This is a genomic window from Actinoplanes sp. ATCC 53533, assembly GCF_003947245.1.
On the sequence record NZ_QHHV01000006.1, the window covers coordinates 97,042 to 117,096 of the forward strand.

A 20,055-nucleotide genomic window follows, 5' to 3' on the forward strand; every position below is an offset into this window, starting at 1 on the left:
TTCAGACGCGGAAGCCGCCGACCAGGGCCTGCAGCTTGCGGCTCACCTCGTCGAGTTCGTCGGCGGCGCGGCGGGACTCGTCGACCGAGGCGGTCGTGTTCCGGGCGACGTCGGCCACGTTGCCGATGTTCGCCGCGATCTGCCCCGACCCGGACGCGGCGTCGTTGACGCTGCGGTTCATCTCGTTGGTCGTCGCGGTCTGCTCCTCGACGGCCGAGGCGATGGTGGTCTGGTAGTCGCTGATCTGGGTGATGACCTGGGTGACCTCGGCGATCGCGGCGACCGCGCTGGTGGTGTCGGCCTGGATGGCCTCGACCCGCCGGGAGATGTCCTCGGTGGCCCGGGCGGTCTCCTGGGACAGTTCCTTGACCTCGCCGGCGACCACGGCGAAGCCCTTGCCCGCCTCGCCGGCCCGGGCGGCCTCGATGGTGGCGTTGAGGGCCAGCAGGTTGGTCTGCTGGGCGATGTTGGTGATCGCCTTGACGACGTCGCCGATCATGCGGCTGGACTCGCCGAGGCGGGACACGGTCTCGGTGGTGGCCCGTACGGTGTCGACCGCCCGGGCCGCGACGGTGGCGGCCTCGTTGGCGTTGTGCGAGATCTCGCGGATCGAGGCGCCCATCTCCTCGGAGCCGGCCGCGACGGTCTGCACGTTGCGCGAGACCTCCTGCGCGGCACTCGCCACGACGTTCGCCTGCGCCGAGGAGTCCTCCGCGCCCTTGGCGATCTGCCCGGACAGCGCCCCGATGCGGTGGCTGGTCTGCGCCAGTCCGGTGGCGCTGTGGCCGAACTCGGTGATGACCGTGCTGATCGCGTCCAGGGCGGTGTTCACGGACCGGCCCATCTGACCGACCTCGTCGCCGGAGCGCGCGTCCACTCGCCGGGTCAGGTCGCCGTCGGCCACCGCGACGAGCACGCTCGCGGCCTCCGCGAGCGGCCGGGTGATGCTGCGGGTGGCCCACCAGGCGATCAGGGCCGCGACCAGGGCGGCCAGCGCCAGGCCGAGGGCCATGGTGGTCAGGAAGCCGTCGGCGATCTCGCGGGCCTTCGCGGTCTCGGCCTTGTTCATCGCCTCCTCGAGGTCGATGAAGACGTTGATGGCGGCGAGCCACTCGATGAAGGCCGGCTTGGCCTGCGTGGTGAGCACCTGCAGCGCTTGCGCGTTGTCGCCGGCGGTGCGCAGGTCGACGACCTGGGTGATCAGCGGGAGCGTCGCGGCCTGGATCCGGTTGATCTCGGCGAGCGCGGCCTTCTCCTGGGCGGTGACGTCCGCGTCGCCGGCGAACATGGCGGTCATCTTCACCGCCGACTCGTCGTACTTCGTGGTCAGCTTGCCGATGGTGTCGACCTCGGTCTGCACCTCCGCGGCGGTACGCGCCAGCACCACATCCCGCACGGCGATCGCCCGGTCGTGCACGCTGCCCCGGAAGTTGATGGCATAGCGCTGTTTCACGCCGTTGAGGTCGTTGACGACGGTCAACCGATCGTTGATCTTATGGACCTCGGTGACGCCGATGACTGTCAGCGCGACCATGGCCGTGATCACCGCGAGGAAGCCGGCACCGAGCCTGGCCCCGACCCTGAGATTCGACATCTTCAAGCAGATCACCCGTTCACCCGTGGGGCCCTTCGGTGGGCCTACCTGGATGATCGACCGATCTGGGCACATTGTGAGGATTAGGCGAAGCACCCGCAACCCACCCGGGGAGATTGACACTCTTCGCTGGCACGATGAGTATGGGAGCGCTCCCAATGCTCTCGATCTCCTCGATTGGAGAGGCCATGCCGTCCGCGATCTTCCACCGGGTCGCGCGGGGTGCGCTGCTGCTCGGCGCCTGCGCGCTGTGCAGCGTCACCGCACCCACCGCCGCCACCGCCGTCCCCACCGCCATTCCCGCCGCCACCGCCGCCACCCCCGTCGCCGTGACCGTCAACGCCCGCGCCGGCCTGGCCACCGTCCCCGGCACCGCGCTGGGCGTCAACGACGCCATCTGGGACACCAACCTGGGCACCGACGCCACCTCCGACCTGCTCAAATCCGCGGGCGTCCGGATGATCCGCTACCCCGGCGGCTCGTACGCCGACATCTACCACTGGCGGGACCACACCGCGCCCGGCGGCTACGTCGCCCCGAACACCGACTTCGACACCTTCATGGCCTCGGTCGAGCGGATCGGCGCCGAGCCGATGATCATCGCCAACTACGGCACGGGTACGGCCGAGGAGGCCGCGGGCTGGGTCCGCTACGCCAAGGACAAGGGCTACCGGGCGAAGTACTGGACGATCGGCAACGAGAACTACGGCAACGGCCACTACGGCGAGCCGTGGGAGGCCGACAACCACGCCGACAAGAGCCCGGCCGCGTACGCCTCGGGCGTGGTCGCCTTCGCCGAGGCGATGAAGGCGGTCGACCCGGACATCAAGATCGGCGCGGTCCTGACCATGCCGGGAAACTGGCCCGACGGGGTGGTCGGTGCCGGCGACGCCGGGACGTGGAACAAGGAGGTCCTGACCCGGGCCGGGGCGCACATCGACTTCGCCGACGTGCACTGGTATCCCGGCGGCGGCTCCGCCGCCGAGGCGCTCACCCGGACCGGCCACATCAACGACGCCATGTACCTGCTGCGGCGCCAGATCGACCGGTACGCCGGGCCCGACGCCGGCCGCATCCCGATCAGCCTGACCGAGACCAACGTCGGCGTGGGGCAGAACACCCAGCCCGGCGCGCTGTTCCTCGCCGACGCCTACAGCGACCTGCTGGAGAGCGGCGTCTTCACCGTGCAGTGGTGGAACGTACACAACGGCATCGGCACCGTCTCCACGGTCGCCGGGCAGCGCGACTACGGCGACTACGGCATGCTCTCCTCCGGCAACTGCCTGGCCGACGCCTCGGTGTGCGAGCCGCCGCTGAACACGCCGTTCGCCCCGTACCACGCGCTGAAGCTGATGAAGTCCTTCGTCCACCCCGGCGACCAGCTGGTCCGGGCCGGCACCGACGATCCGCTGGTGACCGCGCACGCCGCCCGCCGCCCCAACGGTGACCTGCAGGTGCTGCTCGTCAACCGGGACCCCGACAACGAACGCGCGGCCACCCTGGACTACCGCGGATACAGCCCCGCCACCACCGGCCCGCCCACCGTGATCTCCTTCCGCAACGGCGCCGAGGGGCTCGAGACGGCCGCGCTCGGGACGACCGGGGCGCAGACGCTGCCGCCGTACTCGCTCACCCTGCTCACCATGCACCCGGCCCGAACCGGCGATGGAGCACCCGGCGCGCCCGGCGCACCCACCGCGACCGCCGTCACCGACCGCACCGCGACGATCTCCTGGCCGGCGGCGCGGGCAGGCCGCGATCCGATCGCCAAGTACGAGGTCTACCGCAGCAACGGGGTCACCAGCGAGCAACTCGGCGAGACCTCCGGCACGTCCTTCACCGCGCACAACCTCACCCCGGGCACCCGCTACACCGTCAACGTGCTGGCCCGCGACACCGCGGGCGGCGTCTCCTGGTCGTCCCTGCCGCTGACGATCACCACGACCGCACCGGCGACCAGCACCTGCACGGTGCGCCTGACCGACACCACCGACTGGGGCAGCGGCTTCGTCGGCGCCATCGACATCACCAACAACGGGCCCGCACCCGTCACCGGCTGGACCCTGACGTTCACCTGGCCGACCACGTGGCAGACCGTGCAGAGCGGCTGGAGCGCCACCTGGACGCAGACCGCCCGCGACGTCCGGGTGACCGCCGACGCGGGTGCCACGCTCGCCGCGGGCGGCACGACGAGCGTCGGCTTCGTCGCGGGCTACAGCGGGCCGAACGTCCTGCCCGAGGTGTTCGCCCTCAACGGCACCGTGTGCAGCACCGGCTGACCTCTCCGGCCATCCGCCCGGTGCCAGTCGGTTGACGCCGGGCGGATCGCCCTGGCGGAGTCGCCCCGGGCGGTCGAGCCCGTCGCTTGGGCCGTAGATCGCAGGAGATCGGCCCGGAGCGTGCGGAACACGGCCGGGGTAGCCGTGATCGGTCACCGTCCGGCTGGGCAGCGCGTGCGACCATGATCAAATGCCGGACTGGACCTACCACCCACTGCGGGCGTTGCTGGCCGCGGCCGTCGGGCGGCGACGGTCGCACCGTCTGGCTCTGCGGGCGCTGGCCGCGCTGACCGACGTGCCCGGCGGCTTCCGGCTGGTCTCGGCGGTGTCCGGTGGCTTCGACATCCCGGCGGCGGTGACAGCCAGGCTGGGCGCCACCGTCCCGGTCGATGTCGCTCACGACGCCGTCCGCGCCCTGCCGGCTCTGGGCGCGGGCGTGGTCGAGGTACGGCCGGTCGGTTCCGCCGACGTCGCGCTGATCCGCCGGATCGCGCCCGGCCGTCGCTGCATCCTTGTCGTGACCGCCGCCACCCCGCAGGTGGCGGCCGACCTGGCCGGCATCGCCGATCGGGTGATACTGGGTGAGGAGGCTGGCCTTCGCCGCCTGGACGGCGGGTCCGTGGCCGATGCCGCGGCGGCACTGGCCGATCCCGCGACCACGGTCCTGGCGTCGCCCGGGGTGCTGGTAGCCGCCGGCCCCGGCTGGTTCCACCGGGTCGCCGAGGCGGCGATGCCGCCCGTGCCGGCAACCCGGTCACGTCCCGCTGTCGACCCGCGCCGGTGGCCGGCGTGGTGGTGGGGCGCCCTCGTCGGCCTCGGCATGATCGCCGGCGGACTCGTCGCCGCGGCGATCACCCTGGGTCCGCTGCTGCTCTGGTACGACACCGACTACCTCGGCTGGAACCGGGATCGCCTGCGCGCCCTCAACGAGCACCTGGTGCACTTCGTCCAGCACGACCGGATCACGCTGGCCGGAACCATGGTCGCCATCGGGGTGCTCTATGCCGGCCTGGCATGGGGCGGCATCCGGCGTGGCTGGTCCTGGAGCCGCTACGCCTACCTGGCCTCGGGCGCCGTCGGATTCCCCACCCTGTTCTATTTCCTCAGCTCGGGTTCGTGGAGCCCTTGCACGCCGCCGCGACCGTCACGCTGTTCCCGATGTTCGTCCTGGCGGTGCGGCGGCGTCCCGGCCCTCCACGATGGACCGTCCTGCCCGACGGGCCGGAGCCGGTCCGCCTCCGCGCCGTGACCGGGCAACTCGTCATGATCGCCGTAGGCGCCGGCATGCTCATCGGCGGCATCACCATCTCGACGGTCGGCATGAGTTCGGTGTTCGTCGACACCGACATCGCCTTCCTGAACACCGCCCCGCACCATCTGGAGGCCGCCAACCCCAGGCTCATACCCTTCATCGCCCATGATCGTGCCGGCTTCGGAGGCGCGCTGATCTCCGCCGCGGTGGCGGTCATCCTGCTGAGCGTGTGGGGATGGCGTCGCGGCGAATCCTGGGTCTGGTGGACGCTGACCCTGACCGCGATCACCGGCTTCGGCCCGGCCGTCGTCGTGCACGCCGCCATCGGCTATACCAGCGTCGAGCACCTGATCCCCGTCTATCTCGGCATCGGCCTGACGGCGGTCTCGCTGTATCTGGCCGGCCCGTACCTGCGCGGCAAAGATCAACCGCGAACAGGCCCGGTGGACGGGCCCAGGCCGCGAAGGGCATGACCGCGGTCCACAGCGTCCGGAGCACGCCGACCGCTGACAAATCGACAGCGCGCTCGACGACGAACAGGACCAGCCGCCGGACGAGGCAGACTGGCAGCCGTGAGGCACGGCGCCCGCCGGACCTCGATCACCGGATCCGGAGGCAGCTCGATGGATCGACCGTGCACGATGACGCTGTGGCGCGTTCGCCCCGGCGACGAGGCTGCGTTCCTGGACACGACGCGGGAGCTGGCGGAGGTCCTGCTGCGGCTCCCCGGGCGGCCAGGAGAGTTGACACTGGTGCAGAGCACCGACGATCCGACCGTGTTCCATTCGATCGGCTGGTTCCACAGTCAGGACGACCTGGAAGCGATGCGGCAGAATGCGGACGCCCGCCGGCTGCTGGACCGGCTCGTGACGTTGTCCTCAGAGTGCCGGCCTACGGCGCATCGCGTCACGTACACCATGGCGGGACCACCCACAGGTGCTCCGGGTTAGCAGCCGGATCGGCGTGTGAGCACAGGTTCCCGGACTCTCCGGCCAGGAGCAGGTCGTGGCGCGGCTCGGGCGAGGCGAGGATCCTGGGCGACGTGGGTCACGCAGGAAGCGTGACAGCCGGCGAGGGCATCGGAGGCCTGGCCGATGATCAACTTTGGCCGCCCGATCGGTTCTGGCGAGCGCGCTGGGGGCGGAATCGACTCCGCCCTGGCAGGCGCTATCGCTCGGGCCGCTCCGGCCTGTCAACGCAGCGTCGCCGGCACTGCGGATGGGTTCGAGCATTGTCGGCGGCAGTTGAGCGCGTCCCTTGGTATCCGCACCGAGCCGCTTCGGGGTACGGCAGACTTTCCCTATGGACGTCGGAGCGGTTCGCGTTGAGGGCTACTACGAGGTCCTTGCTCTGCACCGGTATCTCTTTGAGTGCAAGGGTGAGGACATCTCCAGCGAGTACGCCGCAAGTCCCTTCATAGCCGCGATTCAGAACCGCCTGGCCGACGCGCTCGAAGCCGCTGATCCGGGATCCGGATGGACGACTTGGCGCGCCGCGGATGGCCATCAACAGCGTGTTGACGCGATACGCCAGCATTTGGAGTCAACCGCGAGCCGCCGGAACGGCATGACCCGCGAGCAGCGTCGAGCGTACGTTCAGGACCTGCTCGCGCCGCTACGGATTCCGGAGGATCAGCTGACGGAGCTCGTCGACATCCAAGCCGCGGCGGTGCCGACCCGATCGACGGACAGTCCTGCGGAAGACAGATGAGGTGGTCGGGGTCACCGACCGCGGCGCCCAAACGGCCGCTCTCGCCCGACTTGATGGCGCTCGACCTCGGACCGTGTCTCGGGAATCGCGTGGCGGCCCGTTTCGGCAGGCTGCCAGACTCTCCGCATGACGGGCATGGACAAGGCCGCGGGGATGCTAGCGGCTGCCGAGCGGGTGGTGGTCTTCACCGGCGCAGGCATCTCGGCCGAAAGCGGCATTCCCACATTTCGCGACGCGCTGACCGGTCTCTGGGCGCGCTTCGACGCCCGGCAGCTCGCCACGCCGGAGGCGTTCCGGGACGATCCCGACCTGGTCTGGGGCTGGTACGAGTGGCGCCGTGCGGCCGTCCGGCGAGTCGAGCCGAACGCCGGCCATCGCGCGGTCGCGGCCATCGAGCGGTGCGTCGTGGTCACCCAGAACGTCGACGACCTGCACGAACGGGCCGGCTCCAGGTCGCCGATTCACCTGCACGGCAGTCTGTTCGAACCGCACTGCTCGGCGTGCGGGCTGGCGGCCGGCGACCTGCCTGAACACCCCGAGGAGCCGCTCGGCGAGGGTCGCCGCCTGCCGCCGCCGACCTGCGGCCGGTGCGGCGCGCTCGTCCGCCCTGGCGTTGTGTGGTTCGGCGAGGCACTGCCCACCCACGCCTTCGAGGAGGCGGTCGAGGCCGCCGCGAACGCCGACGTGCTGCTGACCGTCGGCACCTCCGGCGTGGTCTATCCGGCCGCCGAGATCCCCCAGGTGACCGCCCGCCTCGGCGGCCATGTCATCCAGATCAACCCGGAGCCGACCCCACTCGACGAGGTGGCAACCGTCAACCTCACCGGCCCGGCCGCCGAGATCCTCCCTGCCCTGGTGGACGCCGCTTGGCCCGGCCGTTCGGACGGCTCGTGATTCACGGTCGACTTCTTCAGGTGCACTGTGAACTCCGGGTTGGCCTGGAGGTTCGCATACCAGGACGGCGGCGGAGCAGGCCGCTGTTGAGGTAGAACCGCTTCCGTACCCGGTAGAAGAAGATCTCGATCCGCCGTGGGCGACCGGTTCGGCGGCCGGTCGTGGTGATGTCGATGGTCCGGGCCCTGGTCGGTGACTCGGGTGTCAGGTCCAGCGCCCGGCGGATGGCGGCGTTCGCGGGCATCTCACGCCGCCTCGGCGAGGCCGGCGGGCAGGGCCGGGCCGAGCAGGAGGCCGCCGTCGACGACGAGCTCGGCGCCGGTGGCGAACGAGGCTTCCGGTGAGGTCAGGTAGAGCAGGGCCGCGGTGATGTCGGCGGGCTCGCCGAGGCGCGGCACGGCGAACGGCGAAGGGTCGTAGAAGTCGGCGATCGGCGGCTGGCCCGGTGCCGGTGGAGCGGTGATCAGCTTGGTGGCGATGACGCCGGGGTGAATGGCGTTGACCCGGATGTTGTCGCGGCCGAGTTCCAGCGCCGCGCTGCGGGTCAGACCCCGGAGCGCCCACTTGCTGGCGACGTAGGAGGCATAGAGCGCCGTCCCGCCGTACGCCATGGTCGATCCGATGTTGATGATGACGCCGCCGCCGGCGCGCCGCATTGCCGGGGTGACCGCCCGGATGCCGAGGAACTGGCCGGTCACGTTGACGGCGAAGGTCCGCTCCCAGAGTTTCCGGTCGGTGGCCTCGACGGTCAGCGCGGGGTTCTGCACGCCGGCGTTGTTGACCAGGATCGTCAGGTGGCCGAAGTGCTCCTCGGCGGCCCGGACCGCGGCCGTCCAGTCGTCCTCGCCGGTGACGTCGAGGCGGACTGCCAGCGCACGTTCGCCCAGCTCAGCAGCGAACTCGTGGGCGCTGTCCAGGCCCGTGGCGGTGCTGCCGATCACTACTCGCGCGCCCTCGGCGTGGTAGGCCCGCGCATGGCTCGTCCCCATCCCGCCGGTGCCGCCGGTGACCAGAACCGTTTGATCGGTGAAACGCATGGGGCAACCTTTCCTAGTGGTGAGCCGACCGACTCACCTCGCCATCGAGACTAGGGCTGTCCCGATAGTGAGTCAAGTGACTCACCTCGCCGCCCGGCATACTGGGCCGATGAGCAGCGAGCCCTCCGCGTACCACCGTCGCGTCGCCGAGCAGAAACGCGCCGCCATCCGGGAGGCGGCGACCAGCCTGTTCCTTGCCGCCGGATATGACGGCACCTCGCTCGCGCGGATCGCCGAGGCCGCCGGGGTCTCGAAGGCCACCCTGTTCAAGCAGTTCCCGACGAAGGCGGCGCTCTTCGACGCCATCGTCACCGAGTCCTGGCAGATCGACGACGAGGGCGGTCCGGAGCCGCCGACGTCGGACCTGCGGGCCGGCCTCACCGCGATCGGCGGGCGCTACGTCGAGTTGCTGACCCGTCCCGGGATGACGGCCCTGTTCCGCATCGTCATCGCCGAACTACCGCGCTTCCCCGAGCTGGGCGAGGCCCAGTTCAGCCGGGGCAAGATGCCGTACTTCGCCTCGGTGACCCGTTACCTGACCGCCGCGGACGCCGCCGGAGCAGCGAAGGTGCCCGACCCGGAACTGGCCGCGACCCAGTTCCTCGGCATGATCTCCAACTTCGTCTTCTGGCCCGGCCTGCTGCTGCCCCGCTGGTCCCCGAGCGCCGAGTCGACCGACCATGCCGTCGAGGAAGCGGTGCACACGATGATCGCCCGCTACGCCGCTTGACCGCCGAGGGCGAAGGACGTCGCTCGGCCTGGCCGCGTGGTTTCGCTCTACACACCTGGACGTGACAGCAGCGCCTAAACGGCAGACGGCGGACTTCCGGTTTCTACGCGGCGGCCCACTCTGCGTATCTGGTCGATGATTCTGATATACGCGTCTACCGATTCCGCGAACTTTGGATCGGCGGGATCGGCAAAATCCAGGAGTCTCCGGCCCTCATCATAGAAGTCCGACTCCTGCTGTCGAAAGCCTTGATATTTTTCCTCTGACTTCAATGTGTAGGCCAGCACCGAGATCAGCCCGGTCCATGTGGTGAAAACCGTCATGAACAGTATGGCTCCGGGTGCGTTCTTGTCGAACCGCTGCACCAGCAGGGGAAGGCTGACGCCAGAGATCAGGCTCCACATCACTCGGGCCTGATGCAGCCGCTGATGGGCCGCCGCCTTGTTCTTCCAGTACCTCAAGGTGCCCTTGATGCGCTTGTAGTGCGCTTCAAGTCTCGGTGCGTGCGTTCCCAGATTGCGAGCCTGCTCGAACCAGGGACCAGGATCGTTCAACGGGACGAAGCCAAGGAATGACCAAATAATGGGAACGCCGGTGGTGCCGATGCCAACCGCGAGAGCAGCCAAACCGCCATACCACCACCCCTGCCGCGTGCCGACACCTATCAACGCCGCAATGCCGAGGATCATCATCGCCAGCAGGCTCAACTGATTTCCGTGGCTTGCCCATTGTCGCGCCAACCACCGAGGTTCCGGGGGCGGTGGTGGTGGCGGCGTTCCGGGCGGCGATGGAGGAAGATTCCCAGAAGTCATGCTGCGCTGCCCCCTTCCGCGAATTCCCTTTCATGCCGTCAAACCTGCCCGCGTCGCTCACCTTCGGTGCTCGAGTGATGGAAGGGCATCCTACCAATCGGCGACCGCTCCCCCGCTGGCCCGAGTCAGGCCTGGTTTATGTACGGCAAAGCTCACCTCGCCATGATCGAATGCGCCCTCATCGGCTATGCCGACGCGTCGTCCGTGAGCTCGTGACGGCCGGGTCCGGCCGTGGGGATGCCGGCGCGTATGGTCGGGCGGTGAATCCCGCTGACCTGCAAGGCCTTCGATCGGGAGACCTCGAGACCCGCGAAGCGCACGTGCACCTCCTGCTCGACCGGGCCAGGACGCACGGTGATGAGTCAGCCATCGCGGCGCTGCACGCGCTCGTCCGCGACTACCGGGATTTCCACAGGTCGTTGTATTCGCGGGCGATGAACCAGGCGGCCGTCTTCGCCGACGCCGGGCTGCGGGAGCCGTTGCTCGCCGCGCTCGCCGACACCCGCTACAACTGTCAGGCGTGGGCCGCGATGGGTTGCGCGGCGATGGACATCCGGGACGCCGTGCCCCAGCTCGTCACGCTCCTCGACCACTCGCAGTGGATCGTCCGGGGCGAGACGGTGACCGCGCTCGGCCGCCTCGGCGACGCCTCGGTCGTGCCCGCGCTGCGGCCGTTGCTCGGCGATCAGGCCGACTGGCTCCGCCAGCGCACCGCCGACGCCCTGGCCCGCATCGGCGGCGACGCGGCACTGGAGGCGCTCTGGCACGAGTTCGAGCATCGGCGGTTTCCCCGGATCGGCTTTCTCGCCAGCACGCTGGCCTTGTTCACGCCGGAGGTGGTGCCCCGGCTGCTGGCCGCGGCCGACAGCCCGGATCCGGATCAGCGGTACTGGGCTGCCATCGCGCTCGGATCGACCGGCGATGATCGGGCCGTGCCGACGCTGGAGCGGCTGATGGCCGGCGACCGTGGCGTGACCGTGTTCGACGGGGAGGTTCGCACCGCGGCGAAGAAGGCGCTGCGCACGCTGCGTCGCATCCAAACTGCGATCGCCGAACGAGAGGGTGCCGAAGCGCAGACCAAGGCCCGCTGACGAACGCCACTCGCCGGTGCTCGGTGGTCAGGGCCGGAGCTGCTTCCGCATGGCGTCGATCTCGGCGCTCTACTCGGGCTCGGGAGCGGGACCGGGGTCGGAGACCCGGGAAAGGCCGAGCGCCGGGCACGGGAGCGGGACCGGGGTCGGAGACCCGGGAAAGGCCGAGCGCCGGGCACGGGAGCGGGACCGGGGTCGGAGACCCGGGAAAGGCCGAGCGCCGGGCACGGGAACGGGACCGGAGTCGGAGACCCGGGGAAGGCCGAGCGCCGGGCTCGACGGGTCCGGCGAGGCCGGCGCCGCGTTCGCCTGCCACGAGGCCGCCCCGAAGGCGGTCACCGCACTGACCATCGCGATGCCGAGACCCACCTCTGTGGACCACGCCGAGAAGTGGGTGAAATCCGGGTAAATCGGGAATCGTCACCACGGCCAGCGCGAGGGCCCGGCGCGGGTCAGGCCGGCGGCGAGGCCGGCAGTCCGGCGCCGAGCACGGTCTAGGCCAGGACGGCGATCGCCTCGATGGAGATGAGCAGGTTGCGGGGCAGCTTGACGTTGGCCGGCGCCGAGCGGGCCGGCGGCGGGTCGGGCATGTGCCGGGCGTAGATGGCGTTGATGGCCGCGAAATCTTCCACGTTCGCGTAGAAGATGGTCGTCTTGACGAGCGTCGCCAGCGACGCGCCGGCGGCGGTCAGCACCGCGTCGAGGTTGCGCAGCGCCTGTTCCGTCTGCTCCTCGATGCCGTCCGGCGCGACGCCGGTGGCCGGGTCGATGCCCGCCGTGCCCGAGCAGAACACGAAGCCGTTGGCGACGATCGCCTGGCTGTAGGGACCGATCGCGGGCGGGGCGTGCTCGGTGGAGACTGCTTGCCGGATCATGATGCACCTTTCGCCGCGTGCGGTCCGGCCGTCCCGGAGCCACGCGCATTATGGGCACGATCCGGTCCAGGAACTCGACGGCTCACCCCCACCGCATCGAAGGACGTCTCTAGACTGGGACGACGCCGCGACGTATGGTGCAGAGCGGCTATGGGAGCGCTCCCATCCCCCACCGCCCGCTCCCCGGACAGACCGCTCAGCAGGAGGATCCGATGCGCCAGGCCGTGCAGGCACTCATCATCAGCGGCATGCTGCTCTCGGCGGGAGCGTGCGGCACCGCGACGAACCCCGCCCCCGGCGAGCCGGGCGTGGGGATCGGTTCGGCGACCGCGCCGCCGGCGGCCCAGCGGTCCGCCGAGGCCTCGATCAGATCCTCGTGCGAGGCGCTCGGCCAGGTGTACGGCACGAACATGGCGCCGCTGGCCGAGGCGCTCACCAAGCTGGCCGACGCCCGCAAGCAGGCCGGCGACGACAAGGCCTTCGAGCAGCAGGTGCAGCAGTCGCTGAAGGCGTTCGCCGGCGCGATCCGGCTGGCCACCCAGCACAGTCTCGACCCGGAGCTGCGGACCGACGGCAAGAAGACCGCCGACCAGTTGCAGGCCAAGGCGGCCGACGCCAAGGTGTTCAGTGAGGTCAAGACGACCGATGACGTGAACAAGGCGCTCGGCACCACCCTGCGCGAGTGGCTGTCCCCCGTCGACAAGCACTGCTCCTGAGGCACCGGGCCGGGCGCCCGACGGCGCCAGGCCCGGCTGGTCTCTCAGGTCGCCGAACAGGTCACGGCCGGTACGCCGTTGGTGCCGGTCCACGTTCCGAGGAAGCCGAAGGTCGCGCTGGCCCCGGCGGCGAGGTTGCCGTTGTAGCCGACGTTGCGGGCGGTCACGGTGGATCCGCTGCTGGTCACGGTCGCGCTCCACACCTGCGTCACCGTCTGCCCGTTCGGGAAGGCCAGGGTGACGGTCCAGTTCCCGACCGCGGCGTTCCCGGCGGTCACCCGGACCTCACCCTGGAAGCCACCGGTCCACTGACCGGCGATCGAGTAGGCGGCCACGCAGCCGCCGCCGGCCGGCGGGGTGGTGGGCGGGGTGGTCGTCGGCGGGGTGCTGGTCGGCGGCGTGGTCGGGCCGCCGAAGATGGCGGCCTCCCTGGCCGTGGCCTTGATCCCGTTCGGCCCGTTGAAGACCCGCTGGCCCCAGGTGGTGAGCTGGTTCGGATCGAAGTTGACCGTCATGTCCAGGATCGGATCGTTGTTGCCGGCCCACGACCATCCCAGGTAGCCGAGGTTGCGGGCGACCGCCTCGGCCATCAGGGTCTGGTCGTCCACCTCGCCGGCGCCGAACTGCCAGCCGAACTCGCCGATCACCAGCGGCCAGCCCTTGCTCCGGAAGGTGTCCAGGTAGGACGTGATGGACGCGGCCGTGTTGAACACCGCGTACATGTGGATGGACAGCACGGTGTTGTGCTGGCTGTCGGCGTCAAGCACGGTCTGCGCGTTGTCCCGCATGACGTAGGTCCAGTCCTGGCCCCAGTTGGGCGCGTCGACCATGAGCAGGTGCTGGAATCCGTTGCTGCGCATCTTCTGGATCGCCGCGACCGTGGCGCTGGTCCACTGGCCCGCGTTGGTGTTGCCGATCGGCTCGTTGCCGATGTTGATGCTGATGTAGTCCTCCTGGCCGACCAGCACGCTCTTGAGGCCGATCCAGTAGTTGACCGCCTGATCCAGGGTGTAGGCCGCGCCGTCCTCGCCGTACCCGGTGGTGTCGTGGTCCTCCAGGACGCAGATGAGCTTGTGCTGCTTGCAGAGCGCGATCACGTTGGCCACGTCGGCGGCGCTGTTGGCCGTCCAGCGCCCGCCGCTGAGCACGACCCGTACCGTGTTGGCGCCCTTCGCCTTGATGTCGGCGAACGAGTCGGTCTCGTTGGCGAACCAGGTGTGCTCGTGGTTGACGCCCCGCATGACGAACGTCTGGCCGCCGGACTCGACGATGTCGCGCCCGCTGACGTGCAGGCCGGTCGCGGCGTACGCGGGGCCGACGGAGAACAGGACGGCCGCGGCGGCCGCGAGAACGGCGGCGGCGAAGGTGGCGAGTCGTGACTTCATGACCTACCTCTGATCGAAGGACCTCAATGCGACGCTACGACGGGTCATCTCCGATCACAATGGGAGCGCTCCCAACGTATTGAGCTTATCCCTTCGGCATGGCAGGCGGCCGGCGCCCTGAAGGACGCCGGCCTCCCCCCAAGGCGATCAGCCGGGCAGACTTCCGGCCACGCCACGGCGGCGCGCCGAGGGCAGGGCGAGCGCGGCCACGACGGCCAGCACGGCCACCCCCGCGCAGACCCAGAAGCCGTAGGTGAAAGCGTCGTCGGTGGGCAGGCCCTGCGGCGTGGTGTGCGAGGAGATGACCGCCGCGACGACCGCCGTGCCGATGCTGCTGCCGATGGTCCGGGCGATGGTGTTGACCCCGGTGGCCTCACCGGTCTGCGCCGCGGGCACGGTGGCGATGATGGCGTTGGACATCGCCGCGAACGCCAGGCCGATGCCGGCGCCGGTGAGCACGCCGGAGGCGAGCACCTGCCAGATCGCGCCGTGCCCGAGGGCCGGCAGCGCGAACGCGACGACGACCGAGACGGCGCCGAGCACCATCGGCACCTTGGGACCGAAGCGGCGGTCCAGCAGCCCGGCCAGCGGGCCGAACACGATCATCATCAGGACGGTGGGCAGCAGGAACAGGCCCGCCTGGGACACCGACTTGCCGAAGCCGTACCCGGTCGCGGCCGGCAGTTGGAGCAGCGTCGGCACCAGCAGGAAGGTGCCGAACATCGCGAAGCCGAGGATGAGGGCGACCAGGTCGGTGGCCCACACGCCGCGGACCCGCATCAGCCGCATGTCGATCAGCGGCTCCTTCACCCGCAGCTCGACCAGGACGAACACGATCAGCGCGGCGACGCCGAGCCCGAGCAGGCCGACGGTCTTCGCCTCGCCCCAGCCCCAGGCCTGGCCCTTGCTGATCGCCAGCAGCAGTGACACCAGCGAGACCGACAGGATGCTCGCGCCGAGCACGTCGAGGCGGCCCGGCGTGCGCACCGGCGACTCCTTCATCCCGAAGACCGTGCCGAGCAGCGCGATGACGACCAGGACCAGCGGCAGCCAGAACAGCCAGTGCCAGGACAGGTGCTCCACGATCGGGCCCGCGGCCACGATGCCGACGCCGGCGCCGACCCCGAAGATCGCCGACAGCAGCCCGACGGTGACGCCGACCTTCTCCTTCGGCAGTTCGTCGCGGACGATGCCGATCGACAGCGGCAGGATCGCACCGGCCGCGCCCTGCAGCGCGCGGGCGACGATCAGCACGACCAGGTTGGGGGCCAGCGCGGCCAGCAGGGTGCCCGCGGCCAGGATGGCCAGCACCGCGATGAGCACCCGGCGCTTGCCGACCATGTCACCGAGCCGGCCGAGGATCGGCGTCAGCACCGACGCAGACAACAGGTACGCCGTGATCACCCAGCTGGCGTCCCCGGTCGAGGCGTCCAGCTCCCGCCCGATCGTGGACAGCGCCGGCGCCACCAGCGACTGCAGCACCGCGAACGCCAGGCCGCCCAGCGACAGATACAGCACCAGCAGCGTGCTGCCAGTGCCGCGGCCCGAATCCGAGGCGGAACCCGCGTCGCGCGGCTCGGAGATGGTTTGCGTCATGAGAACCCCGAAGCTAGATGTAAACACTTGCTGACTTCATCCAGTATCGGCGGGCCGGCGGCAAAGTCAACGATTGTTTACGTCACACTCGCGGGCCCGCTAGGGTGGGTAGCGGAGCGAAAGGAAGCCATGACGACGAGTACTCCGAATCCCGTGATCGGCGGCCCGGCCGGCCCACCCGGCCCGCGGCGCCGGGACGCGGCCGGCACCCAGCAGTCGCTGCTCGACGCCGCCCGGCGGCGCTTCGCCGCCGACGGGTATGCGGCCACCACCGTGCGGGACATCGCCGACGAGGCCGGCGTCAACGTGGCCCTCATCAACCGCTACTTCACGTCCAAGGAGGGCCTGTTCAAGGCCTGCCTGACCGGCGCCGCCGACGAGCTCGGCCGCACGGTCGCCGCGAACGTGACCCTCGATCAGGTGCCGGACGCCATCGCCCGGCAGCTCGCCGGGCCGCACACCGGCAAGCACCCCAGCCTGCTGGTGCTGTTGCTGCGCTCCTCGGGCGACGCCCGCGCCGACCAGATCCGGCTCGGCGTCCTGCGCTCCTTCGCCGAGCGCCTGGCGGCGACCGCCGGCCGGCTGCCCGGCGACCCCGACGACGAGCGGCTGCTGCTGCGCGCCCAGATCGCCTTGGCCGCCGCGCTCGGCATCGCCCTGCTCCGGTCCACGGCGGCGATGGAGCCGCTGGACTCGGCCGGCGAGCAGGAGCTGGTCGACCCCCTCCGCGACATGATCAACGCCCTGCTCGGGTGACGCCCCGCCGGGCGTGGCGCCCAGGCCTCAGCGCTGGACCCGTGCTCCCCCGCCGGCGGCCAGCGCGAGCACCTCCGCCTTGCCGGCCATCGACGTGTCTCCCGGGGTGGTCATGGCGAGGGCGCCGTGGGCGGCGCCGTACTCGACCGCCTCGGCCAGGGTCGCGCCGTCCAGGATCCCGAAGATCAGTCCCGCGGCGAAGGAGTCCCCACCGCCGACCCGGTCCAGGATCTCGAGGTCGGCGCGGTGGGTCGCCTCGAGCACGCCCGTCCGGGCCGACCAGGCGAGGGCACCCCAGTCGTTGCGGGTCGCCGAGCGCACCGCCCGCAGGGTCGTCGCGATGATCCGCAGACGCGGGTATTCGGCGGCCACCTTGCCGATCATCCGCGCGAACGACTCGGTCCGCAGTTCGCGCAGGCCCTCGTCGACGCCGTCCACCGGGAAGCCGAGGCAGGCGGTGAAGTCCTCCTCGTTGCCGATCATGACATCGACGTGCGGGGCGATGCCGGCGTTCACCTCCCGCGCCCGGGCGGTGCCACCGACCGCCTTCCACAGGCTGGGGCGGTAGTTGAGGTCGTAGGAGACCACGGTGCCGTGGCGGCGGGCGGCGTGCACGGCGGCCAGGGTCGTCTCCGCGGCGGTGTCCGACAGCGCGGCGAAGATCCCGCCGGTGTGCAGCCAGCGGACCCCGTCCTTACCGAACAGGTGGTCCCAGTCGACGTCCTGCGCCCGCAACTGCGAGGCGGCTGTGTGGCCGCGGTCCGAGACCCCGACGGCGCCGCGTACGCCGAAACCACGCTCGGTGAAATTGAGCCCGTTGCGGACGGCCCGGCCGACACCGTCGTACGGGATCCACCGCACGTAGCTGGTGTCGACCCCGCCGGTCAGCATGCAGTCCTCGACCAGCCGTCCCACCTCGTTGTCGGCGAGCGCGGTGACGATCGCGGTGCGCAGCCCGAAGACCCGCCGCAGCCCCCGGGCGACGTTGTATTCGCCGCCGCCCTCCGAGGCGCGGAAGGACCGGGTCGTGCGGACCCGGCCCTCGCCCGGGTCGAGGCGCAGCATCACCTCACCGAGGCTCACGGCGTCGTAGCGGCAGGACTCGGCGGACCTGAGCGGCAGAACCGGCATGGTGGACCTCTCTCAACGTCCGCGGACGGCGGCGACGGCCTGGCTGGTCAGCTCGCGTACCCGGGCGAAGTCGCCGGCCTTGATCGCGGCGCGCGGCACCATCCACGAACCGCCGACGGCCAGGACCGACGGCAGCGCGAGGTAGTCGCCGGCGTTGCCGGCGTCGATGCCCCCGGTGGGGACGAACCGCACGCCGGCGAAGGGCGCGGCCAGCGCGGCGACCGCCGCCGGCCCGCCGGAGGTGCCGGCGGGGAAGAACTTCACGGCCTCGAGACCGAGCTCGAGCGCCGCCTGGACCTCGGTCGCGGTCACGGCGCCGGGCAGCACCGGTACGCCGACAGCCCGGCACCGTTCGACCACGGCGCGCGACAGGCCGGGCGAGACGACGAACCGGGCGCCGGCCGCGACGGCGAGGTCGACCTGCTCGACCGTCAGCACCGTGCCGGCGCCGACGAGCAGGCCGCCGTGCCCGGCCAGCTCCTGGATGCCCTTGAGCGCCTCGGGCGTGCGCAAGGTGACCTCGGCGACCGGCAGCCCGCCGTCGACCAGGGCCTGGCCGAGCGGATGGGCGGCGGCCGGGTCGTCGAGCACCACCACCGGTACGAGCGCGTGGTCGCCCAGTTGCCGCCAGATCTCATGCACGGTCATCACTCCTCGTCGAGCCCGGGGGCGTTCGTCAGCAGGCCCGTCAGTGCCCCCACGGGGTCACCGCCGAGCAGGGCGCGCAGGGGCACGGCGGTCTCGGCGGCGAGCCGCGTCACGCCCGGCGCGCCGAGGATGCCGGCCCAGCCGAGCGCCGGGAACAGGTCGGTGAGCCAGCCCTGCGGATCGTGGGCGGTGAAGCTGTCGCGGACCCGCGCGAGCACCGCCGGATCGTCGCGCACCGGCAGGTCGCCCAGGACGCCGGCATATCCGGCCAGCAGGCACGCCAGGGCGACCAGGCTCAGCGGGGCGGCGCGCCCGGCGGCCCAGGCGTCGAGGACCACCGGCAGGTTCCGGGTGCGCCACTTGTCCGTCGCGTTGAGCGCGATGTCGGACAGCCGGTGCCGCAGCACGGGATTGCCGAAGCGTGCCAGGATCGCGCCGGCGAAGAGGCGCAGCTCCGCGGGGTCACCGGGCAGGCTCGGGAGCACCTCGGTGTCGAGCAGCCGCCGGGCGTAGGCTCCGGCGAGCGGGTGCCCGATGGCCTCCAGCACGGTGCGGCAGCCCAGCAGCGGCCCCACCGCGGCCAGCGCGGTGTGCGCGCCGTTGAGCACCCGGACCTTCTTCTCCCGGTACGGCCGGATGTCGGTCAGGAACTCGACGGGCAGGCCGGCGCGGTCGAGCGGGAACTCGTCGCGGATGGCGGGGTCGCCGGCGATCGCCCAGTGCCCGTACGCCTCGCCGCGGACGATGAGCCGGTCGTCGTACCCCAGGGTCTGCCTGATCTCCTCGGCCTCGTGCTCGGGCAGGCCCGGCACGATCCGGTCGACGATCGTGTCGTAGAACCGGCAGTCCTCGGCGACCCAGCGCCGGAACTCACCCTCGAGACCCGCGTCCCCGGCGTGCCGGAGCACCATCGACCGCAGGGTCGTGCCGTTGTCCTCGGTGAGCTCGCAGGGCAGGAACGACAGCGCCCGGGCGGGGTCGCCGCCGAAGTGCCGCCAGCGCTCGTAGAGCAGCGCGGTCATCTTCGCCGGGAACGAGGCGGGCGGTGCCGCCGTGAGGTCGTCGCCGGCCACGAAGGCGATGCCCGCCTCGGTGGTGTTGGAGACGACGAGGCGCAGGTCCTCGCCGCGGATCAGGGCGCGGCAGCGGTCCCAGTCCTGGTAGGCGCTGACCACCTCGCGTACGGCGGTGACCAGGGTGGTCCGGGCGACCGAGCCGTCGTCGAGGACGACGTGGAAGAGGCCGTCCTGCTCGGCCAGGCGGCCGGTCACCGGCTCCGGCCGCGGCGTGACCTTCATGACCGCGATCCCGTGCCGGAGCACGCCGGCCTCGTTGGCCTGGTGCACCATCAGGTCGGCGAACGCGCGCAGGAAGTTGCCGGCACCGATCTGCAGGATCCGCACGGGCAGCTCGGCGCGAGACGTGCTCGCGCTGCTGAGGGCGCGCAGCTCTTGCCTGGCCAAGGTCACGTGATTCCTCTCCGTGGCACGTGGACGGCGCATCGACTGCGTGCGATGATACAGAGTGAAAACGTTCCCGCAACTTTTCA

At 70.9% G+C, this 20,055-nt stretch carries 20 protein-coding genes; 10 read left to right on the plus strand and 10 right to left on the minus strand.

Translation table 11 applies throughout. The annotated features are described in order from the left end of the window. Position 1: 1 nt before the first annotated feature. Positions 2 to 1,594 (minus strand): methyl-accepting chemotaxis protein, encoded by a 1,593-nt coding sequence (locus tag DMB66_RS01625; protein ID WP_158647106.1) that lies wholly within the window; start codon positions 1,592 to 1,594, stop codon positions 2 to 4. Between the two features lie 188 nt (positions 1,595 to 1,782). On the opposite strand from DMB66_RS01625, the gene DMB66_RS01630 reads away from it, so the two are divergent. The 6 genes from DMB66_RS01630 (at position 1,783) to DMB66_RS01650 (ending at position 7,729) form a co-directional block, all read left to right on the plus strand. Next, the gene (locus tag DMB66_RS01630) at positions 1,783 to 3,873 is read left to right on the plus strand and encodes a cellulose binding domain-containing protein (protein ID WP_125802176.1); all 2,091 of its coding nucleotides are present in this window, start codon (positions 1,783 to 1,785) and stop codon (positions 3,871 to 3,873) included. 190 nt (positions 3,874 to 4,063) lie between these two features. Beyond that, complete coding sequence (locus DMB66_RS01635; RefSeq protein WP_199751730.1) at positions 4,064 to 5,122, plus strand: hypothetical protein; 1,059 nt, start codon at positions 4,064 to 4,066, stop codon at positions 5,120 to 5,122. After that, a complete protein-coding gene (locus tag DMB66_RS62370) occupies positions 5,119 to 5,598 on the plus strand; it encodes a hypothetical protein (protein ID WP_199751733.1) in 480 nt (159 codons plus the stop codon). The genes DMB66_RS01635 and DMB66_RS62370 overlap by 4 nt, the downstream gene beginning before the upstream one ends. Before the next feature lie 168 nt (positions 5,599 to 5,766). Beyond that, positions 5,767 to 6,075 (plus strand): antibiotic biosynthesis monooxygenase family protein, encoded by a 309-nt coding sequence (locus DMB66_RS01640; protein ID WP_158647107.1) that lies wholly within the window; start codon positions 5,767 to 5,769, stop codon positions 6,073 to 6,075. A gap of 352 nt (positions 6,076 to 6,427) precedes the next feature. Further along, positions 6,428 to 6,835, plus strand: a complete 408-nt coding sequence (locus tag DMB66_RS01645) for a hypothetical protein (protein ID WP_233624224.1) — start codon at positions 6,428 to 6,430, stop codon at positions 6,833 to 6,835. A 126-nt stretch (positions 6,836 to 6,961) separates the two neighbouring features. After that, complete coding sequence (locus DMB66_RS01650; protein ID WP_125802178.1) at positions 6,962 to 7,729, plus strand: NAD-dependent deacylase; 768 nt, start codon at positions 6,962 to 6,964, stop codon at positions 7,727 to 7,729. Between the two features lie 16 nt (positions 7,730 to 7,745). Here DMB66_RS01650 and DMB66_RS01655 read toward each other — a convergent pair whose 3' ends face one another. Then, a complete protein-coding gene (locus DMB66_RS01655; RefSeq protein ID WP_199751736.1) occupies positions 7,746 to 7,973 on the minus strand; it encodes a hypothetical protein in 228 nt (75 codons plus the stop codon). A 1-nt stretch (position 7,974) separates the two neighbouring features. After that, on the minus strand, positions 7,975 to 8,766 hold the full coding sequence (locus tag DMB66_RS01660; protein WP_125802179.1) for a glucose 1-dehydrogenase: 792 nt from the start codon (positions 8,764 to 8,766) through the stop codon (positions 7,975 to 7,977). A gap of 109 nt (positions 8,767 to 8,875) precedes the next feature. On the opposite strand from DMB66_RS01660, the gene DMB66_RS01665 reads away from it, so the two are divergent. Next, positions 8,876 to 9,496 carry a TetR/AcrR family transcriptional regulator gene (locus tag DMB66_RS01665; RefSeq protein WP_125802180.1) on the plus strand — a complete coding sequence of 207 codons (621 nt, stop codon included), beginning with the start codon at positions 8,876 to 8,878 and terminating at the stop codon, positions 9,494 to 9,496. 74 nt (positions 9,497 to 9,570) lie between these two features. Here the strand turns inward: DMB66_RS01665 and DMB66_RS01670 are convergent, their stop codons facing one another. After that, a complete protein-coding gene (locus tag DMB66_RS01670; protein ID WP_125802181.1) occupies positions 9,571 to 10,203 on the minus strand; it encodes a hypothetical protein in 633 nt (210 codons plus the stop codon). Between the two features lie 365 nt (positions 10,204 to 10,568). Between DMB66_RS01670 and DMB66_RS01675 the strand changes: the two genes are divergently transcribed. Further along, on the plus strand, positions 10,569 to 11,399 hold the full coding sequence (locus tag DMB66_RS01675; protein ID WP_158647108.1) for a HEAT repeat domain-containing protein: 831 nt from the start codon (positions 10,569 to 10,571) through the stop codon (positions 11,397 to 11,399). Between the two features lie 494 nt (positions 11,400 to 11,893). On the opposite strand, the gene DMB66_RS01685 is transcribed toward DMB66_RS01675, so the two are convergent. Then, complete coding sequence (locus DMB66_RS01685) at positions 11,894 to 12,274, minus strand: Rid family detoxifying hydrolase (RefSeq protein WP_125802183.1); 381 nt, start codon at positions 12,272 to 12,274, stop codon at positions 11,894 to 11,896. A gap of 212 nt (positions 12,275 to 12,486) precedes the next feature. Here DMB66_RS01685 and DMB66_RS01690 point away from each other — a divergent pair, with 212 nt between their 5' ends. Beyond that, positions 12,487 to 12,990 (plus strand): hypothetical protein, encoded by a 504-nt coding sequence (locus DMB66_RS01690; RefSeq protein ID WP_125802184.1) that lies wholly within the window; start codon positions 12,487 to 12,489, stop codon positions 12,988 to 12,990. A 44-nt stretch (positions 12,991 to 13,034) separates the two neighbouring features. Here DMB66_RS01690 and DMB66_RS01695 read toward each other — a convergent pair whose 3' ends face one another. Both DMB66_RS01695 and DMB66_RS01700 read right to left on the minus strand, forming a co-directional pair. Further along, entirely contained in the window at positions 13,035 to 14,375 is a 1,341-nt protein-coding gene (locus DMB66_RS01695) for a cellulase family glycosylhydrolase (RefSeq protein WP_125802185.1), read from the minus strand. A 147-nt stretch (positions 14,376 to 14,522) separates the two neighbouring features. Beyond that, on the minus strand, positions 14,523 to 15,971 hold the full coding sequence (locus DMB66_RS01700) for an MFS transporter (RefSeq protein WP_125802186.1): 1,449 nt from the start codon (positions 15,969 to 15,971) through the stop codon (positions 14,523 to 14,525). Positions 15,972 to 16,100: 129 nt separating this feature from the next. Here DMB66_RS01700 and DMB66_RS01705 point away from each other — a divergent pair, with 129 nt between their 5' ends. After that, positions 16,101 to 16,727, plus strand: a complete 627-nt coding sequence (locus DMB66_RS01705; protein ID WP_199751739.1) for a TetR/AcrR family transcriptional regulator — start codon at positions 16,101 to 16,103, stop codon at positions 16,725 to 16,727. A gap of 27 nt (positions 16,728 to 16,754) precedes the next feature. Here DMB66_RS01705 and DMB66_RS01710 read toward each other — a convergent pair whose 3' ends face one another. The 3 genes from DMB66_RS01710 to DMB66_RS01720 are packed head-to-tail and all read right to left on the minus strand — an operon-like array spanning position 16,755 to position 19,975. Continuing rightward, a complete protein-coding gene (locus tag DMB66_RS01710) occupies positions 16,755 to 17,858 on the minus strand; it encodes a sugar kinase (protein WP_125802187.1) in 1,104 nt (367 codons plus the stop codon). A gap of 12 nt (positions 17,859 to 17,870) precedes the next feature. After that, positions 17,871 to 18,506, minus strand: coding sequence for a bifunctional 4-hydroxy-2-oxoglutarate aldolase/2-dehydro-3-deoxy-phosphogluconate aldolase (locus tag DMB66_RS01715; protein WP_125802188.1), 636 nt, complete (start codon positions 18,504 to 18,506; stop codon positions 17,871 to 17,873). Then, the gene (locus tag DMB66_RS01720) at positions 18,506 to 19,975 is read right to left on the minus strand and encodes a tagaturonate reductase (RefSeq protein ID WP_158647109.1); all 1,470 of its coding nucleotides are present in this window, start codon (positions 19,973 to 19,975) and stop codon (positions 18,506 to 18,508) included. Before DMB66_RS01720 ends, DMB66_RS01715 begins: the two co-directional genes overlap by 1 nt. Between the last annotated feature and the right edge of the window lie 80 nt (positions 19,976 to 20,055).

Bases quoted from the DNA above. Each gene is read 5' to 3' on its own strand.
- DMB66_RS01645 (WP_233624224.1), top strand. From the start codon at position 6,428: ATGGACGTCGGAGCGGTTCGCGTTGAGGGCTACTACGAGGTCCTTGCT.
- DMB66_RS01665 (WP_125802180.1), top strand. From the start codon at position 8,876: ATGAGCAGCGAGCCCTCCGCGTACCACCGTCGCGTCGCCGAGCAGAAA.
- DMB66_RS01625 (WP_158647106.1), bottom strand. From the start codon at position 1,594: ATGTCGAATCTCAGGGTCGGGGCCAGGCTCGGTGCCGGCTTCCTCGCG.
- DMB66_RS01655 (WP_199751736.1), bottom strand. From the start codon at position 7,973: ATGCCCGCGAACGCCGCCATCCGCCGGGCGCTGGACCTGACACCCGAG.
- DMB66_RS01635 (WP_199751730.1), top strand. From the start codon at position 4,064: ATGCCGGACTGGACCTACCACCCACTGCGGGCGTTGCTGGCCGCGGCC.
- DMB66_RS01710 (WP_125802187.1), bottom strand. From the start codon at position 17,858: ATGCCGGTTCTGCCGCTCAGGTCCGCCGAGTCCTGCCGCTACGACGCC.
- DMB66_RS01650 (WP_125802178.1), top strand. From the start codon at position 6,962: ATGACGGGCATGGACAAGGCCGCGGGGATGCTAGCGGCTGCCGAGCGG.
- DMB66_RS01715 (WP_125802188.1), bottom strand. From the start codon at position 18,506: ATGACCGTGCATGAGATCTGGCGGCAACTGGGCGACCACGCGCTCGTA.
- DMB66_RS01700 (WP_125802186.1), bottom strand. From the start codon at position 15,971: ATGACGCAAACCATCTCCGAGCCGCGCGACGCGGGTTCCGCCTCGGAT.
- DMB66_RS01685 (WP_125802183.1), bottom strand. From the start codon at position 12,274: ATGATCCGGCAAGCAGTCTCCACCGAGCACGCCCCGCCCGCGATCGGT.
- DMB66_RS01660 (WP_125802179.1), bottom strand. From the start codon at position 8,766: ATGCGTTTCACCGATCAAACGGTTCTGGTCACCGGCGGCACCGGCGGG.
- DMB66_RS01705 (WP_199751739.1), top strand. From the start codon at position 16,101: ATGACGACGAGTACTCCGAATCCCGTGATCGGCGGCCCGGCCGGCCCA.
- DMB66_RS01690 (WP_125802184.1), top strand. From the start codon at position 12,487: ATGCGCCAGGCCGTGCAGGCACTCATCATCAGCGGCATGCTGCTCTCG.
- DMB66_RS01695 (WP_125802185.1), bottom strand. From the start codon at position 14,375: ATGAAGTCACGACTCGCCACCTTCGCCGCCGCCGTTCTCGCGGCCGCC.
- DMB66_RS01630 (WP_125802176.1), top strand. From the start codon at position 1,783: ATGCCGTCCGCGATCTTCCACCGGGTCGCGCGGGGTGCGCTGCTGCTC.
- DMB66_RS01640 (WP_158647107.1), top strand. From the start codon at position 5,767: ATGACGCTGTGGCGCGTTCGCCCCGGCGACGAGGCTGCGTTCCTGGAC.